This window comes from Bacillus sp. FJAT-29814, assembly GCF_001510715.1.
In the GTDB taxonomy this organism is placed as follows: domain Bacteria; phylum Bacillota; class Bacilli; order Bacillales; family Cytobacillaceae; genus Neobacillus.
Genome location: NZ_LMTJ01000004.1, coordinates 89,166 through 106,812, shown reverse-complemented (window position 1 = coordinate 106,812; position 17,647 = coordinate 89,166). Strand labels below are relative to the sequence as shown.

The 17,647-nt window shown below is 34.0% G+C and carries 18 protein-coding genes, 1 pseudogene and 1 riboswitch; all 19 genes and pseudogenes read left to right on the top strand.

Going from position 1 to position 17,647, the window contains the following annotated elements; genetic code table 11:
• Window positions 1-30: 30 nt before the first annotated feature.
• The 19 genes and pseudogenes from AR334_RS10780 to AR334_RS10700 all read left to right on the top strand — a co-directional run bounded on the left by AR334_RS10780 (window position 31) and on the right by AR334_RS10700 (window position 17,579).
• Window positions 31-1,236: a polysaccharide pyruvyl transferase family protein gene (locus AR334_RS10780; RefSeq protein WP_066309705.1), complete on the top strand. Its 1,206-nt coding sequence runs from the start codon at window positions 31-33 to the stop codon at window positions 1,234-1,236.
• A gap of 7 nt (window positions 1,237-1,243) precedes the next feature.
• Window positions 1,244-2,677, top strand: a complete 1,434-nt coding sequence (locus AR334_RS10775; protein WP_066309702.1) for a polysaccharide biosynthesis C-terminal domain-containing protein — start codon at window positions 1,244-1,246, stop codon at window positions 2,675-2,677.
• A complete protein-coding gene (locus AR334_RS10770) occupies window positions 2,674-3,906 on the top strand; it encodes a Coenzyme F420 hydrogenase/dehydrogenase, beta subunit C-terminal domain (protein ID WP_066309699.1) in 1,233 nt (410 codons plus the stop codon). The genes AR334_RS10775 and AR334_RS10770 overlap by 4 nt, the downstream gene beginning before the upstream one ends.
• A 2-nt stretch (window positions 3,907-3,908) precedes the next feature.
• Window positions 3,909-4,544 (top strand): CatB-related O-acetyltransferase, encoded by a 636-nt coding sequence (locus tag AR334_RS10765; protein ID WP_066309696.1) that lies wholly within the window; start codon window positions 3,909-3,911, stop codon window positions 4,542-4,544.
• The gene (locus AR334_RS10760; protein WP_066309693.1) at window positions 4,541-5,800 is read left to right on the top strand and encodes a hypothetical protein; all 1,260 of its coding nucleotides are present in this window, start codon (window positions 4,541-4,543) and stop codon (window positions 5,798-5,800) included. The genes AR334_RS10765 and AR334_RS10760 overlap by 4 nt, the downstream gene beginning before the upstream one ends.
• Window positions 5,797-6,657, top strand: a complete 861-nt coding sequence (locus tag AR334_RS10755; RefSeq protein WP_066309691.1) for a glycosyltransferase — start codon at window positions 5,797-5,799, stop codon at window positions 6,655-6,657. The genes AR334_RS10760 and AR334_RS10755 overlap by 4 nt, the downstream gene beginning before the upstream one ends.
• Complete coding sequence (locus AR334_RS10750) at window positions 6,654-7,742, top strand: glycosyltransferase family 4 protein (RefSeq protein WP_066309684.1); 1,089 nt, start codon at window positions 6,654-6,656, stop codon at window positions 7,740-7,742. Before AR334_RS10755 ends, AR334_RS10750 begins: the two co-directional genes overlap by 4 nt.
• Window positions 7,743-7,834: 92 nt before the next feature.
• Window positions 7,835-9,211 carry a sugar phosphate nucleotidyltransferase gene (locus AR334_RS10745; RefSeq protein ID WP_066309683.1) on the top strand — a complete coding sequence of 459 codons (1,377 nt, stop codon included), beginning with the start codon at window positions 7,835-7,837 and terminating at the stop codon, window positions 9,209-9,211.
• 39 nt (window positions 9,212-9,250) lie between these two features.
• Window positions 9,251-9,793, top strand: a complete 543-nt coding sequence (rfbC, locus tag AR334_RS10740) for a dTDP-4-dehydrorhamnose 3,5-epimerase (protein ID WP_066309681.1) — start codon at window positions 9,251-9,253, stop codon at window positions 9,791-9,793.
• A 3-nt stretch (window positions 9,794-9,796) separates the two neighbouring features.
• A complete protein-coding gene (gene rfbD, locus AR334_RS10735; RefSeq protein WP_066309678.1) occupies window positions 9,797-10,651 on the top strand; it encodes a dTDP-4-dehydrorhamnose reductase in 855 nt (284 codons plus the stop codon).
• Window positions 10,651-11,673, top strand: coding sequence for a dTDP-glucose 4,6-dehydratase (rfbB, locus tag AR334_RS10730; RefSeq protein WP_066309674.1), 1,023 nt, complete (start codon window positions 10,651-10,653; stop codon window positions 11,671-11,673). The genes rfbD and rfbB overlap by 1 nt, the downstream gene beginning before the upstream one ends.
• A gap of 132 nt (window positions 11,674-11,805) precedes the next feature.
• Entirely contained in the window at window positions 11,806-12,255 is a 450-nt protein-coding gene (locus tag AR334_RS10725) for a VanZ family protein (protein ID WP_066309668.1), read from the top strand.
• Window positions 12,256-12,283: 28 nt separating this feature from the next.
• Window positions 12,284-12,460: pseudogene (locus AR334_RS28855) on the top strand (dTDP-glucose 4,6-dehydratase); the annotation flags it as partial.
• Between the two features lie 543 nt (window positions 12,461-13,003).
• Window positions 13,004-13,717, top strand: a complete 714-nt coding sequence (locus AR334_RS30345; protein ID WP_253701277.1) for a cell wall anchor protein — start codon at window positions 13,004-13,006, stop codon at window positions 13,715-13,717.
• A 4-nt stretch (window positions 13,718-13,721) separates the two neighbouring features.
• On the top strand, window positions 13,722-14,375 hold the full coding sequence (locus tag AR334_RS10715; protein ID WP_066309662.1) for a class D sortase: 654 nt from the start codon (window positions 13,722-13,724) through the stop codon (window positions 14,373-14,375).
• Between the two features lie 285 nt (window positions 14,376-14,660).
• A riboswitch (cyclic di-GMP riboswitch) is annotated at window positions 14,661-14,746 on the top strand.
• 46 nt (window positions 14,747-14,792) lie between these two features.
• The gene (locus tag AR334_RS30625; protein ID WP_301337161.1) at window positions 14,793-14,918 is read left to right on the top strand and encodes a hypothetical protein; all 126 of its coding nucleotides are present in this window, start codon (window positions 14,793-14,795) and stop codon (window positions 14,916-14,918) included.
• Between the two features lie 856 nt (window positions 14,919-15,774).
• Window positions 15,775-16,242: a hypothetical protein gene (locus AR334_RS10710; protein WP_066309653.1), complete on the top strand. Its 468-nt coding sequence runs from the start codon at window positions 15,775-15,777 to the stop codon at window positions 16,240-16,242.
• Window positions 16,243-16,349: 107 nt separating this feature from the next.
• Complete coding sequence (locus tag AR334_RS10705; protein WP_066309651.1) at window positions 16,350-16,844, top strand: YARHG domain-containing protein; 495 nt, start codon at window positions 16,350-16,352, stop codon at window positions 16,842-16,844.
• A gap of 384 nt (window positions 16,845-17,228) precedes the next feature.
• Complete coding sequence (locus AR334_RS10700) at window positions 17,229-17,579, top strand: VOC family protein (protein WP_066309649.1); 351 nt, start codon at window positions 17,229-17,231, stop codon at window positions 17,577-17,579.
• The last annotated feature ends 68 nt before the right edge of the window (window positions 17,580-17,647 follow it).

The window sequence follows — 17,647 nt, the reverse complement described above, 5'->3', positions numbered from 1 at the left end:
TAAGTGCAAGGATATGAGGAGAGTTATTAAATGAAATTTTTGATTGTAGGTGCCTCGTTGATTTCAGGCAACAAGGGTGTTAACGCATTAACAAGGGGAACAATAAATTATTTAATAGATAATTTACAAGTAGATAAAATCGAAATATTATCATATAGCACGGATCAAGTAAGGACACACAAAATTCAAAGTTCAAATAAAGAATTATCTGTGAAAGAGATACCATTTAAATTTAAACAAAATATGAAAAATCCTTTATCACTTTCTAAATACATTTCCGAATTGAAAACCTTCTTAAAAGGCTTTGACCAGGTGTTGGATATAAGTGAAGGCGATAGTTTTAGTGATATTTACGGCCAAAAAAGATTAATACTTCACTCAATCGTAAAGTATCTTTGTAATAAAAATGGGGTAAAATTAGTTTTTATGCCACAAACTATTGGCCCATTTAAGAAGAAATCATCTCAACTGATAGCAAGAAATTTACTAAATAATGCTAGCGAGATATTTGTCAGAGATTCCATAAGTGAAAAAGTAGTGAAAGAAGATTTAGGTATTAAAAAGCCGGTTAATAGGACACCTGATATTGCATTTTATATGAAAAAAGATGACAAGGTGAACTTAAAAGATTTATATCGTGGTAATGAAAAACAACCGATTTTCATTGGGTTGAATATAAGCGGTTTACTTTATAACGGAGGATATAGTAAAGATAATATGTTTGGATTCAAGGAACCATATAATGAATTATCTATTTCTATTATAGAGTATTTCATGACAATACCTGAAACGGTAATTGTTTTAACTCCACATGTAGTTCCGGAAGGCTTTGAAGTTGAAAATGACCTATTAGCTTCATTGAATGTTTTGGAGTATTTTAAAGGGAATTACGAAAAAAGAATTTTTGTTTTAGATGGGAACTTAAAAGAGCATGAAATTAAAGGTCTTATTGCCCAAATGGATTTCTTTATTGGAGGAAGAATGCATGCTTGTATAGCAGCAATCTCTTCATTTGTCCCTACAGTTCCAATTGCTTACAGTAGGAAATTCCATGGAATTTGGAATGACTTAGGTGCCGGCGACGCTGTTGCAGATCCAAAAGTCTATGACAATAAGCAAATCATTAGAATTATTAAGGATAACTTCGAAAACAGAGATAAACTAAAAAATACTCTATCCGATAATATCAAAACGGCCATTAAGAAATTTAACATAATAAAAGATAAAATCGAGTAGATTACTTATGAATAAATTACTAAAAGATTCATTGATTATTACAGTAAGTAAATTTGCTAGAGCAGTTTACTTACTACTTTTAACAATGCTTATTGCAAGAATGTATGATCTACCAACAAATGCCTTATTTAGAGAATATAATCTATTAATTTCATTAGGTGTTGTCATTCTTCCTTGGGGAGTTAACCTTGTTTTCCTTTACCTTTATAATCTCGAAAAGGAAAATGAAACAAAAAATAAAATATTTTGGAATAGCACTATTGTTTTTATTTTATATTGCTCAATTATATTGTTTATTTATCTTCTGATTTCCTTCATTTACAAAGATTTAAACAGTATGTTTTATAAAGTCACTATTTTAAGTGCGATTCTTCAGGCTTTTTTTGCCTTACTTGAAAATAAATTTGTAGTAGTTAAAAAAGTTAGGAAATATGCAATATTTTCGCTTATAGCATATGTAATCCTTTCATTAGTGGGCACTTTTTTTACATTACTGGAAACTGAACTATTAAATATTCTATATGGTATATTGATTGTCGATATAGTAAGATTAATAGTTTTAATGATTACGATATATAAGGATATTTCCTTTAAATTAGATATAACTATTATTAAGAATTTGTTTAAAAGGTCATTTGCATTAGGGCTTAACGCAGTGATACAAAATGTAAATATCTATTTGGATTCCATTTTTGTTTTGGTATTCTTCAGTAGAAGCCAGTTTGCCATTTATTCCGCTGGAGTAATGCCTATACCAATCATTTCAATCCTAGTTGTAACACTGTCAACCTTAGTGCTTGGAAAGATGACAGAAATCTACTCAGAGACGAAAATAATAAAAAGCAGTTTTGATATATGGAATAATGTCTTTAAAATAAGTGTAGTCGTGGTTATTCCAATTTTTTGGTTTCTACTCTTTTATAGCATGGAATATATTCAACTTGTTTTTGGGCATAAGTTTCTAAGTGCAAAGTTTATTTTTGTAATTTATTTAACTAAGTTACTTTTATCTGTTACGACGTTTAGTAATGTATTAATTATACTAAATAAACAAAATCATATTTTAATGAATACAGTATTTGCAACAGTATCGAATGTGGTTTTTCTTTGGATGTTTAGTAAAATATTTGGACTATATGGTGCTGTTCTTTCAGCCGTTTTAATGCATTCTTTAATCGTTTATTTACAGCTATGGTATACACAGAAATTTAGCGGTATTAGCATTGCTAAAATGCTTGAGTGGACTTTTATAGTGAAAATATCTGTTATTACACTACCAATCATAATCATAACGAAGATTTTATCTTCTATATTTTTATCAAATCACATTGTTAACTTTTTCCTTTCTGGGCTTGTTTTTGTAGGCATATATGTATTTGTAATATTCAAGAAAAAGATTGTATCGATTAAAGATATAAAATCTTTAAGAGAAAAGGGATGATAAGTAAAATGCTCTCTTTAGAAGAAATCACAAGTAATAATTTATGTTCAGGTTGCGGCCTATGTGAATCTTTATTTAATAAAAAAGTGAATATGAAACTTTCTGATAGGGGATTTTTACAGCCAGTACTAAAAGATGAAGAAGAGCTAAGCCAGGAAGAGACAAAGCTTTTAAATTCCGTTTGCCCCGGGTTGGGACTATCTCATTATGCACTAAATAAGGATAAGAACGTTGAAAATACTCTTTGGGGGAATAGCAAGTCTATGGGACTTGGCCATTCCTTAAATGACGAAATCCGATACAGAGGATCTTCGGGTGGAGTAATTTCAGCAATATTAGTATATCTTATAGAAAATAAATATATAGATGCAGTCCTTCACATTGGTGTTTGTGACATTAATCCACTTTTAAACGAAGTAAAAATTAGCACCTCAAGAGAAGAAATATTAGTTAATTCCGGTAGCAGATATGCACCTAGTGCACCATTGACCACGGTTAACGAACTATTAAATACGCAGAAAAAATATGCAGTAGTTGGAAAGCCTTGTGATATTGTCGCTATGAGAAAATATGCAATGGTTAACCCCACTATTGAAGAAACATTTAAGTATATGATTTCCTTCTTTTGTGCAGGGGTTCCAAGCCATAGCGCCACCATTGATATTCTAAATAGTCATAATGTCGAGGAAAAAGATGTTGTTTCATTTAGGTATAGAGGGAATGGCTGGCCGGGTAAAACAGTAGTCAAGACTAATACGAATGAGTTTTCATCTGATTATGAGGAATCTTGGGGTAAAATCCTAAATAAAAAGCTCAACAACAGATGTAAGATGTGTATTGACGGTATTGGTGAATTTGCAGACATAAGCTGCGGTGATGGTTGGGTTGGCGATGAGAAGGGTTACCCAACTTTCAAGGAAGGCGCTGGAACTAGCCTAGTTATCGGTAGAACGGAAAAAGGTGAAGATCTGTTAAAAGAAATGATGGAAAATAATTCTTTATCATTAGAGCCATTAAAGGATTTAACTTATATCGACAAAATCCAACCCTTCCAAAAAAGCAGAAGGAGCCAACTGCCAGTTCGTTTATTAACAATGAAGTTACTTAATAGAAAAATACCAAAATATGATAGAAACCTATTAAGAAAGCTTCTTTTAAAGAATAGTTTAAAAAATAATGCTAAGGGATTTGTCGGTACTTTTATTAGAATAATTGAAGGGAAATTGTAGGTATGGGTAATTATTTTCTAATAAAAACTATTTATAAAAAATTGACAAATCCTCATAAACGGAAGTTAATAAAACTGATTGCAAAATTTAATGGCGGAGAGGCGTGGAGTCCTCTTATCCGCCGATTATTTAAAGATATCCATAACATACACATTGGGATTGGTAGTTATGGAGGATGTTTCGAGCATACAAAAATACCAAGAGGCACCTCAATAGGGAAATATTGTTCATTTGCTCCCAACGTTCATATTTACAATGGTGACCATCCTAAAAACTTTATTACTACACACCCAATTATTTATAATCCAGTTTTTAACTTTGTAAAAAAAGAAAGTATAACAAGAACAAAGATAGAAATAGGCCATGATGTTTGGATTGGTCAAAATGCAATCATTACCAGTAAAGTAAGTAAAATCGGAAATGGTGCTATTATTGGAGCGGGCTCAGTAGTAACAAAAAATGTTAATGATTATGAAATAGTTGCTGGTTCCCCAGCAAAAGTTATTGGGTATAGATTTTCTGAAGACGAGATCAATAAATTGAATGAAATAGAATGGTGGAATTGGGATAAAGAAGCAATAAGAGAAAATATAGATATATTTCAGGACAGTAAAAAATTCATGGAGTTATTTAAATGAAGATAAAATTAGATATTAAAAATATCATGTTATATTATTGCTTGTTTTTAATTATCATTCCGAATGATTTATATAAATTAACATCTATATATTCTTTTGAAAAAACATCCTTTATTCATTATTATCTTTACTCATTCCATGTAAGTTTTTTGTATTTTCCTGTAATAATAGCTGGTATTACTTCGATTTTCTATAAAAAAATTAGGTACTTTTATCTGTTGGTCCTGTTTTTTTTAATGGTTTTTATAAAGGATATATTTCTGGCGGGTTTATATTATCATAATCCTACTATGTTTTTTTCTTGGGAATTATACTTTCAAGTTGGCATGTCCCTATGCTTTTTTTATTTTGTCTTTTCTTATGATAATAAAGAAAATGACAAACTATGGTTCGTATTTAGTTTAATAACTATTCTTGGGGTTTATTTTGCTAAGTTGACAGGTATGGGTACCGGATTGTATGAGTTTCAAAATAGGTATACTGCTCCAAACTTAAACCATGGGGAAACATCCTATATCATTTCCATTTTTGTTGTTTATTTACTCTATAATAGAGACTTTAAATATAAGTTCGTTTTTATCTTATTTGCAATGGGTGCAATTGCATTAACCGGTTCTAGAAAAGACCTCTTATACATCTTTTTCTTTTTAATTCTTTTAGTCATTAAAAAGAATAAAGTTATAATAAAAAAGCTGATGCAACTATCTCCAATTAAAATTTATTCTATTGTATTAGGCTTCATGATCGTAGTTCCAGTAGTGGTATATAAAATTTCTACTTCAACACAATTTGAACGAATCAAGGAACCTTTTTATTACCTTTTTAAGGGGAGATTTCTAGATTATATATTTACTGATTCGTCTGGTTTAGGAAGATTAGATTCTTTTTCAGCAGCAATAGAAATCCTGATGAATTACCCGTTAGGGCTATACTTTAGCTTTTATAATTCACAAATGCAGATGCAATTGGAGGGTTATCCGACATTTGCTCACTCAACTTTATTATTTTACACGGTAATCTTGGGCGTATTGATTGTACCAGTATTACTATTTATTTTGTATTTAATCGTAAATCTAATAAGATATAAAAGTAATTTTAGATATCCTCTATATTATTTCATTTTTTATAATCTAATTTCAGGTGGGGCGCTTCTAAACTATAAACTACTTTTACTTAATATATTCCTTTTGGGCTATTCCTTACAAATAGTATACAAAGGAAATATAACCAATAAAAAGGAGTTACAGATAAAATGAGAACTACATTGGCAGTAATATTAAATTTCCATCAACCTGAGTATTTACAACAGTTACTACAAAGTTTAGAAGAGCAAAAGAAAGTTGACTTGAAAGTAATTATTGGGAATATACAACCATCTGAGGGAGAATCATCCTTGACTAATCAGATAGTTGATAAATTTAAGTCAAGAGGCTTAGATGTAATTTTAGAAAATTACGATGATAATCCTGGATTTGCTATAGGAAATAACCGGCTTGTTAAAACTGCATTAAAAAAATTTAAAGTAGATGATATTTTAATTATTAATCCAGATATTAAATTAAATTCAGACCTTACTTTGAATCAATTAGGAGAGTATCTCCATTCGAATAAGAATATTGCATTGGTTGGTCCTAAAGTGTTATTAAATAGTGGGACTCAACAGGGGCCATATATAAAGGTAAATCCGATTCAGTATACATTAAAATATCTTTTTCCAATTCTGTGGTTACCATTTTATAAGATGAGACAAGCTAGGATTACGAAAATTAGCAAACCGACCAAAGTTTGGAGACTAATCGGGGCTTGTATGTTAGTAAAGGCAGACATTTTTAAAAAGCTTGGTTACTTTGATGAATCTACATTTTTATATTTTGAAGAGGATTTATTATCAAAGAAAATATATGGTAATGGTTACAATGTATACTATTATCCACTTGCTTCTGTAACGCATTATCATGATGAGGTATACAAAAAAAGAAACGAATTTTTAGATGATGTTTTTGTAAAAAGTTTAAACATTTATTTTTCCACTGAAGGATATAATAAATTTTTAATAAAGTTAAGTATATTATCTAGGAGCTTTTATAATTCCTTTTGGAGTCGATTTAGATGAATAAGGTAAATAACGATAATTTAAATGTTGTATATATATCACTTGCTACGTCACCAGGAATGCAACGATATACAAATAGTATTTTTACACAAGCAATTAATTTTTCTCGATGTCATCTAATTACTTCAAAGTATTATGATTATGATGAGGAAAACACATATAAATTAGTTTCAATGCGTAAGCCTTCTATTAATAAGGAATTTTTCTACGTAAATGATTTTATTAAAGTTATAAGAAAAATAAATAAACTAAAACCTGATATTGTTCATTTCTTATCAGACCATCCATGGAATTATTTTATTTCACTTTTTTTAAAAAAGTATAAAGTAGTATATACTTTGCATGATCCAATCCCTCATCCAGGGGAGGGTATTAGCAAATTCAAGGAAATTCATAATTCATTGGTTTTTTTCAATAAAAATATATTGCTATTACTACATGGTCAATCACAGGTTGATTATTTAAAGGAAGAAAAAAACATTGAAGCTAATCGAATTAAGTATGTAAAATTAGCTACAGAAAACCCAAGCGAAAAATATAGCGAATTAATTGAGCACTCGACGTTTTTGTTTTTTGGAAGGATAAGACCCTACAAGGGTTTAGAAAACTTCATAATGGCTTTTGAGCAGGTACTTAAGCAAAATAAAAATAGCAAAGCAATTATTGCCGGAGAAGGTAGTATGGATGAATATCTCCCTTTAATTAAAAGTAAAGAGAGGTATGAAATATTAAATTATGAAATACCTGAGGATCAGATAGAAACAATTTTTAGAAAAAGTTCAGTTGTAGTGTTACCCTATAATTCGGCAACACAAAGTGGGATAACTTCATTAGCGTATTATTTTAGCAGACCAGTAATTGCACATAATGTCGGTTCACTTAGTGAATATGTAGTTGATGGTGAAACAGGATTTTTAATTTCTAAAGATAAAAATAATATTCCTCTTATGGATAAAATGTCACATATTATTTCTGACCCTGACAGACTAAAACAGCTATCAATAAATTCATTTAACTATTTAAATAATAGTCTAACTGCCGAAAAAATGGTTAAAGATATGATCGGGATATACCAATCCTTATAGGATTTATTAAAAATGTTATTAATAATTGGTAAAATATGTAAATCGTAATAAACTAGGGTTATAGTTTGTGTACTGATTTAGGGGGACTAAAAATGAAATTAGTTTTATTATCCGGCGGCTCAGGAAAAAGACTTTGGCCCTTATCAAATGATGCAAGATCTAAACAATTTTTGAAGGTATTGCGGGACGAGGAAAACGCATTACAATCTATGGTACAGAGAGTCTGGAATCAATTGGATAAGTTGGGTTTAACAGAATCAGCGGTAATAGCAACAAGTAAAACCCAGGTAGAAATGATTCAAAATCAAATTGGTAAGGACGTTCCTATTATTGTAGAACCGGAAAGAAGAGACACCTTCCCGGCCATTGCCTTGGCTGCATCATATATGTTCTCAATGGAAAACACTTCCCGTAATGAAATAGTTGGAGTATTACCAGTTGATTCATTCGTTGAGGATAAATTTTTCGCTAGATTACTAGATTTACAAGATATATTAACTACATCTAATGCTGAATTAGCATTAATGGGTGTAAAGCCAACCTTCCCCTCTGAAAAATACGGATATATAATACCTAATATAGAGTCTTTAAATAACGAATTTGTCAAGGTAAGCCACTTTAAGGAAAAGCCGCATGTAGAAGAAGCAAAATTGTTATTAGAACAATATGCTCTTTGGAATTGTGGCGTGTTTGCGTTTAAGTTGGGAAGAATTATTTCTTTATTGGAGGAAAAGGGGTTACCTACAAATTATGTTGAATTATCAGCAAATTATTCGCAATTACCGAAGATAAGCTTTGATTATGAAGTGGTGGAGAAAACAAAGTATATTGTAGCAATTCCATATGATGGTGAATGGAAAGACTTAGGAACATGGAATACCTTAACTGAGGAAATGGGAACTACTATTCTCGGGAATGCGAATATGAGCCTGGATTCGCAGAATACTCATATTATTAATGAATTAGATATACCTGTGTCTGTACTCGGATTATCTAATATTATTGTTGCAGCAAGCCCAGATGGGATCTTGGTTACGGATAAGCAAGCAAGCCCACGGGTTAAAGAGATGATTGGCGATTTAGATCAAAGACCAATGTATGAAGAACGGAGATGGGGTTGGTACCGTGTACTTGATCATACTAAATATAATGATCAAACAGAAGTCTTAACAAAACGTATTTATATTTCAGCAGGTAAAAACCTAAGTTATCAATACCATAATCACCGTCAAGAAGTATGGACAATTGTGAAGGGAGAGGGAGTTCTTCTTTTAAATGACGAATTTAGAGTAATTAGACATGGTGACGTTATAGAAATTCCTGTTGGAGATAAGCATGCGGTAAAGGCTGTAACAGACTTAGAATTTATAGAAGTACAAACAGGATCTCAATTAGTAGAAGAAGACAATCATAGACTTATTTTAACCTGGGATGAAATTGAAGAAACTATTTACTCAATTAATAGATAGAATAAACATGGGGTCTACATTTTTGTAGGCCTTTAAAAATTGTATTATTATTGTTGGATTATTGAGCCAAAGGTTTTTGGTGATCACCGTGGTTGGTTTATGGAAACATATAGTGAAGCAACTTTTTTCGAAACAGGTATTATCATTAAATTTGTTCAGGATAATCAGTCTTTTTCCGAAGGTAAAGGAACTCTAAGAGGGTTACATTATCGGTTAAATTCTAGAGCTCAAACAAAGCTTGTTCGCTGCACTAAAGGTGCAATATTTGATGTTGCAGTTGATATACGGAAAGGAAGCCCTACATTTGGCCAGTGGTTTGGAATTGAGTTAAGTGCAGAAAATAAAAAACAATTATTAATTCCAAAAGGATTTGCTCACGGTTTTATGACACTAACTGATGACGTTGAGGTTCCATATGAAGTGGATGAACTCTATGCTCCTGAATGTGACAGAGGCATTAGTTGGAATGACCCTACAATCGGGGTTGAATGGCCGATGGATATTACTCCTGTGTTATCAACAAAAGATGAGACTGCTCCTCTTTTAGCAGAAGCAGACAATAATTTTATGTATGGGGAATAGAAGATGAAAATACTTGTAACAGGTTATACGGGGCAGCTAGGATATGATGTTGTACATGAAGGACTTAGACGCGGTCTTGACGTGATTGGTACTGGCTTAGAGGATTTGGATATAACCGACGAGCATGCGGTTTCCAAATATGTTATGGAACTTAATCCTGATGCCATTATCCATTGTGCGGCTTATACAGCTGTTGATAAGGCAGAAGACAATAAAGAAACATGCTGGGATGTCAATGTCAACGGAACAAAGTATTTGGCAATGGCCGCAAAAGAAATAGACGCTAAGTTTATGTTTATTAGTACAGATTATGTATTTGATGGTATGGGAGAACTTCCGTTTATTGAAACAGATAAGCCAAATCCAGTTGGGTATTACGGATTAACCAAGTATGAAGCAGAACAAGTTGTACAGTCGCTATTGTCAGAATGGTTTATTGTTCGAATATCCTGGGTATTTGGTTTAAATGGTCATAACTTTGTTAAAACCATGCTAAGCTTGTCTGAAACTCGTAATGAGCTAAATGTAGTTGGCGACCAAATAGGTTCACCAACAAATACATTTGATTTAGCCAAATTATTGGTGGATATGATTCAGGCAGAGAAATACGGAATCTATCATGCAACAAATGAGGGATTTTGCAGCTGGGCGGAATTTGCGAAGGAAATCTTCCGGCTTGCAGGCAAACAGGTAAAAGTAAATTCGATAGCAACGGAAGAGTATCCTACAAGGGCCGTTCGACCAAAAAATTCGCGAATGTCAAAACAAAAATTAATTGGTAATGGGTTTACGCCATTACCAGATTGGCAGGATTCTCTAAAAAGATACCTAAATGCTTTAAAACATGAGGTGAAATAATGGCACGCACAAAAATTCTGGTTTCTGGTGGAGCAGGTTTTATTGGCGGGAACTTTGTTCAATTTATGGTGAACAAGTATCCTAACTATGATATTTATAATCTTGATTTATTAACCTATGCTGGAGATTTAACTAAGCATCGTGAAATTGAGGAGAAAGATAATTATTTCTTTGTTAAGGCGGATATTGCTGACCGTGAGACAATCATTCCTCTTTTTGAAAAGGAAAAGTTTGATTATGTAGTTCATTTCGCGGCTGAAAGCCATGTGGATCGATCGATTACGGATCCTGAAATTTTTGTTCGTACGAATGTAATGGGAACACAAGTGCTTTTGGACGCTGCCAAACAGGTTGGGATCACTAAATTTGTCCATGTTTCGACTGATGAGGTGTATGGAGAATTAGATTTTGATCCAACTACTTTCTTTACTGAAGAAACTCCATTGCAGCCGAACAGTCCGTATAGTGCAAGTAAGGCATCTTCCGATTTGCTAGTGCGCGCTTATCATGAGACATTTGGACTGCCGGTCAATATTACTCGCTGCTCAAATAACTATGGACCATACCATTTCCCAGAGAAGCTTATTCCATTAACGATTTCTCGCGTTTTGAATGATGAAAAGGTACCGGTCTATGGGGACGGCAAAAACATTCGTGACTGGTTACATGTATTAGACCACTGTGCGGCTATTGACCTTGTTTTGCATGAAGGGGTTAATGGTGAAGTCTATAATGTTGGCGGACATAATGAGCGTACCAATTTACAGGTTGTTAAAACAATCATTAACACTCTTGGTAAAACCGAGGATCTTATAGAATTTGTTACAGATCGCCTTGGCCATGACAAACGTTACGCCATTGATCCGACAAAATTAGAAATGTTAGGCTGGAAACCAACCTATAATTTCGAAACTGGAATTGCTCAAACCATCCAATGGTATTTAGATAATAAGTGGTGGTGGGAGCAAATCATAAGTGGAGAATATCGGGAGTATTTTGAGAAGCAGTATTCGTTAAAGTAATAACATAAATACGGTTGTTAGAGAAACTCAAATATTTTGCAACTTTAACTGTTTAACCATTCCACCCTTGCCTGTAAGCAGCAGGCAAGGGTATATTTGTCTAGTTAAGCAGCATGAGAGGAGGATTGTTTGGTGGGAAAGAGGAAATGGTGGGCAGTGGCAGCGGTAATTTGGATGGCAGGAATCTATTGCTTTACTCAACTTCCCTATTTTACAGGTGCAAATACCTCCAAAGTAATTCATAAGGTAGTGGAAAAAGAGCATGAAACGATCAATACTCCGAGTGCTGATAACAAGGAAATTAATATAATAAACCTAATTGTTCGAAAATCAACACATGTTCTCGTGTTCGGCATTCTTTCTCTATTGTTATTTAAAGCCCTCGAACCCTATCGTTATTCATTTCTTCTTGCGTGGTTCCTAACCATCCTTTATGCCATAACAGATGAATACCACCAGTCCTTTATGCCTGGAAGGGTAGCAACCTATAAAGACGTATTGTATGATTCCTTTGGAGCATTGGTAGCGCTTATTCTTATTGTGGCTATTAAGAATAGGAAACAAAATGTACGTTACAGATAATTCTTATCAGGGAAGGTAGCCATGGTATGGCAAATCAGAAAATTTAATTGAATTTGTTCCTGATCGCCTTGGCCATGATAAGCGGTACGCCATTGATCCGAGAAAATTAGAAAACCTGGGTTGGAAACCTACGTATAGTTTCGAAATTGGGATTACTCAAACCATCCAATGGTATGTGGAGAATAAGTGGTGGTGGGAGTTATAATTATTTATAAAGCATAATAAAAAGCGTAAAGAACCGAGATTGAACTTTACGCTTTTACTATTTATAACAAAAGATGAACCATTAATTTAACCCAGCCGAAAAACGCGATCCATAACGGAACACTTATAGACGTCCCCCATAACAATCCTATTAAGAAATTCCCCTGCTCGTCCATTAAAATCCACTCCTACATAGATAGTTGCAGATTGCCTTTGTGTTTTCACTAGGTGAATGTTGTTTAATTTTAGCTTGTAGCGCTTACAAAAACAATGATCTGATTTTCCGAATTAATATTGGGAATATTGTATTGTTTGTCGAAGCATTACGGGGACTTTCATATATAATAACAAATCGGCAGTGGGGAAAACGTGAGAAATATGTAATGGGATTATTAAACATTTCGACAATATGGTTATGGATTGACCTTTATTTGTGAGTGCGGGAGAATTCTTATCTAGGTGGATTTTTCTAAACTATGGAATAATTTGCCGAAATATGCTATATTACTAATAAAATTGTCATAGTGAAAAGGAATGATACATAATGGTGAATAATTTATTGAAAAAAGGTGCCGTGGTTGCTGCTTTAGGGATTTCTCTTTCTTTATTCAGTCCAGTGGCGGTAAATGAAGCAAAAGCGGCTAGCTCATCAGAGTATGCAAAGAATTTAGTAGATTCATTGAAAGCGCTAGGTGTGGGCGAAGTAGATTACCTATATGCCTATTTGCAATCTATCAAAATTAGCCAACAAGAGTACAACGATATTACGAAAAATGCACAGGAAGCCGCTGCGCTTTTAAAGACAGTCTCTTCACCTGAACAGCTGTCTGATGCAAACAGGGCTACTTTGGGCCGTCTTTTCTTGGACAGTGCACAAAAGGCACATCTGCAAGTAGCGTTCGTTGATAAAAACGGCAACCCATTCGATCTATCTAATTTAACTTCAAAAAATGCTGAATCGCTTAAAATTCAAATTAAAGATCTTAAGGGTAACGTATTAGCGACGGTTGACCCTAAAAAAGAAGATTTAAACCCGGCTGTTCTTAATAGTAAGTTAGCTGCCTTAAAAGATGCGGTAAAGGCGAAGAAAGGCCTTGAAAAGGCAAAAGGTTTTGTTCCAATGCCAAATGCTACGCTGCCAAATACTTCTTCAGATCTTCCTGAAGGCATTGCCCTTGGTGGACTGCTTGTTGTCCTAGGTGGTCTGGCTTTAATTCCAGCTATGCGAACCGTCCGTAAAATGGAGAATCAAGCTTAATCCAATGGAAACCGTACGCAAAAAGAAAAGAAGGAAGAAAAGAAAGCCCAAAATACTAAAGTGGATCCTCCTTGGCGTACCAACATTATTGATAATCGCGGGAATAGCTGTAATTGGTGTTTTTGGTTGGGAAATGACGAAGGAGACCACCCTGTTGGCAAAGACGGTAGTAAAACCGTATAAACCTACTCAAGTTAAGAAGGTGTTCGACACAGAAGCATGGCCAACCATGCCTTCACCAGGCGAAATGCTTGGCAGGCTATCAATCTCTTCTTTAGATTTATCGTATCCAGTGGTTCAGGGCACCCATGATAACGAACTTAAACAAGGCATCGGTCATATGGCGGGAAGCGCTCTGCCGGGCCAAGGGGGGCATGTCCTTCTAAGCGGCCATCGGGATACCGTTTTTCGCAAGTTGAAAGACTTAAAGCTGGGAGATGAAATCACCTTCTCAACTCCATATGGTGATTTTATCTATGAAGCAACCGAGACCAAAATCGTAGAAGCCGATGACGAAACCGTGGCAGTCCCGACAGATTATGAGACTCTAACCCTTACAACCTGCTACCCATTTAACTTTATTGGGCATGCACCGCAGCGGTTTGTGATCTATACGAAATTGAAGAGTAATCCGCTTAAGGTTGAAGCGTCATCCTGATTTAACATACTTGTAAGACCTCAAGTTATATTATAAAAAGCGAAGCGCCTGTATAATGGATATGCAGCGATTCGCTTTTTTTATTCTAAAATAAAGGCAAATAAGGAAGGTTGTGGGGGCAGCTTGGATATCACTAAAAGTAAGGGTAGAAACATCCAGTGTCTCTCACCGAAAATTTTCCCAAGTGATAAAGAGGTTAAAAGTCCTATTTTTATCATTGATAAAGAGGTTATATAACTATCTTTAGTTAGATAATTATGGTAACATATTAATAACTACATAGTTCGTACGAAAGGGCAAATCCATTGAAAGATGGTGGCGCAAAGCTATAGGGGCTAAGGTTTTTCAAACTATGCCAGCCAGATGCCGAAAATGACCACCTTCCGACGAATTATGATTAATCATTGGAGGGTACATATGCTACTATTTATATCAGGTTTATTTGTCGGTTCATTTGCTATGCTTCTAATCATGAGTCTCATGCAAGCAGCTAAAAAAGGCGATCAACAAATCGACGGCTATTTTAACCAAAAAACGTGCTAGTTTAAAGAATATCGTAATTTGAAGGAATCCTTGAGTGGGGTTCCTTTTTTGTTAGGATTTTTATAGAAAGGTGTCAAACATATTATGAGCTTCCCTTAGCCACTTAAGACTTCCTCAATAACAATAAATTTCTTTTTCTAGTCCAAGGATCACTCTCCTTTTAAAGACCATTTCATAATAATATGACTAGTAATTGACGTAGTGTATTACGCATTAAGAGGTTTCTAAAAAATTTGCTATCGAATCAAAAGTCAGTGATGTAGTCCCTAAAGTCCCTATTATTCAAACGTTTAAAACTGACAAGATTTTCACCTGTTTCTGACCCAGAACCCATTAACACTGCGATTTGAGTAAAATCACTCAAACGTTTGGAAACATGACAGAGTTTTTAGGAGTATTGGGAAACAAAATCTTATAAATTTGGTTTCTCCAGGATTTTATCCAAACGTTTAATTGGGGTAAGTGGTAGCAGATGTTGTAGGAACTAGTCGGATTTCTGAGGCTGTATTGGCCATGCCAGATACTTACCAACAACATATGGCGGCTTTCATCAAAATTCTCACAAGAATACGTGCAGAAAAGTTGAGGTATCAATATTTAAGGCTGATTCATTCAATCGTTTGTCTATCTGACAGGCATCTTCGTGATATGGGAGGTAAAAAGCCACTACTGGCAGGGGTTTGGACCTATTTAAACAACTGTCCAATTAGTTTACGCACGGGCAACATTTTGTAGAATAGTGGTGCATATTACCTAATTGACGTCATAAATGGGATAGGAATATTTAACCATTTAGTGATATCATAGGAATAAAGTTGCTTTTATGAATCACTAAAGAATACAAGGTTGGTAGTTAATGATGGGGGAAAACATCGAAACAGTTCTAACGAAATTAGAGATATTGCCCATAAGCAATCCTAATTGGAAAATGTTTAGTATTACTCTAAATTCCAGCTCTCCTGAACAGGAATACAAGGATGCAAAAGGAAAAATTATCGACACAGTTGGTAAAGGTGTCGGCGGAATCTATATGATTACCAGGGAAAACACAATGCTCTATATTGGGGAAAGTAAGAGGAATATTCATAATAGATTAGTCAGACATATAAATAAGATCTATATTCGTAAAGATCATCGTTCAGATTTTTTCAAGCAACAGCATCACCAAGGACAGCTAACAATTTATTACTACCCCTTACCCGAGCGCTTATTGGAAAATAGAAAGGTGATTGAGGAGATGCTAACGCTTGTCCTGGAGCCGGAGTACAAAAAATGGGAATTACAGAATAAAATGAAAGGTTTGTTAAAGTTCGTGCAGGGATGAGATGGATAAATTGAATCCTTAAGTAGATTAATTGGTTTTCTAACACATTTTTACTTTAATATTTATTTAGACAATCTTTTTATTAATAATTTGTGAAGTGGTGAAATATGCTGCACTGGATTGAAAAGTTAGCTGAATATGGAATTACAATTGTACTAATTATTATAGTATGTTTATTTATCATTGGTTTGATAATGGAGTATTTGCGACGGTATGCAGTGTTCATAATAATAGCTTTGATTGTGGGAGTGATAGGAAGCTTATTTGGGATATTTGCAGATGAGGAAAAAGTACAAGAGGAAAAAGTACAGGAGGTTAAACAATCACAGGAATACATAGAGTCGAGTGAGAGTGACGATTTTATCTTGCCGGATAGCAATACTCGCATTTTAACAGATACAGATGTTCAAGACTTTGCAAAACAAGACTTACGATTGGCACGAAATGAGATTTTTGCAAGGCATGGTTATATTTTCACAGCTGATGACTTACAGCAATATTTTGACCGCAAATCATGGTACAAGCCAAATGAAGAATTCCATTATGATCTGCTTTCAAATATAGAGAAGCAGAATATAGATTTAATTAAATCCTATGAATAAAAAACAAAAGAGGAACTGAGATAATCGAAGTTCCTTGGTAACATTAATTTCGGTGCCTAGTATAGAATAAAAGAATGGATGACAGGCACCATCCAGAGATTTTCCAATTTCTTGATTACTTTTAAATGGATTTGGATAGTGTGCGTGGATGTAAGAAGCCAGTAATGGGCGGGGAATGAACCTGGTTACTCAAACGTCCAATTTGTTTGAGTATGGGAAACAAAATGTCGGGAACTATTACAAGTTGTAACTGAAAGGCCTGATTATTTGTAGGAAGGGGCTGTTCATGCATCCAGCGAACCGCCCCCTGCGTGGGTTCACAAAGAAGGAAATAATTAGTTCATCACGAATTAAACCTATAAAACAAAAATTTGGAGGTTATTTATGAACCCTATTTTAAATCAAATTGGTACTGTTTTTATTCCCGTAAGCAACATTGAAAAAGCTTGTAATTGGTATTGTGATATATTAGGCTTGCCAGTAGATGGTGAAATATTATTTGGTCATTTGTATGTATTACCTATGAACGGTACAGGAATTGTATTAGACAGTAAGATTTATTCAGAGGACAATATATTCAAAACTCCACCTTTCCATTTGAACACTAACAATATAGAACAAGCCTATGAGCATATGAAGAGTAAGAATGTTGAATTAACCACTGAAATTGAGCATAATCACTGGTTTAATTTCAAGGACCTTGATGGGAACCATTTAATGGTTTGCAAATGTTAAACTGTTGTACTAAAGGGTGCTAATGTACAACAACGTACTATTATAAAAAAGCTCTGAGCTATTATTTT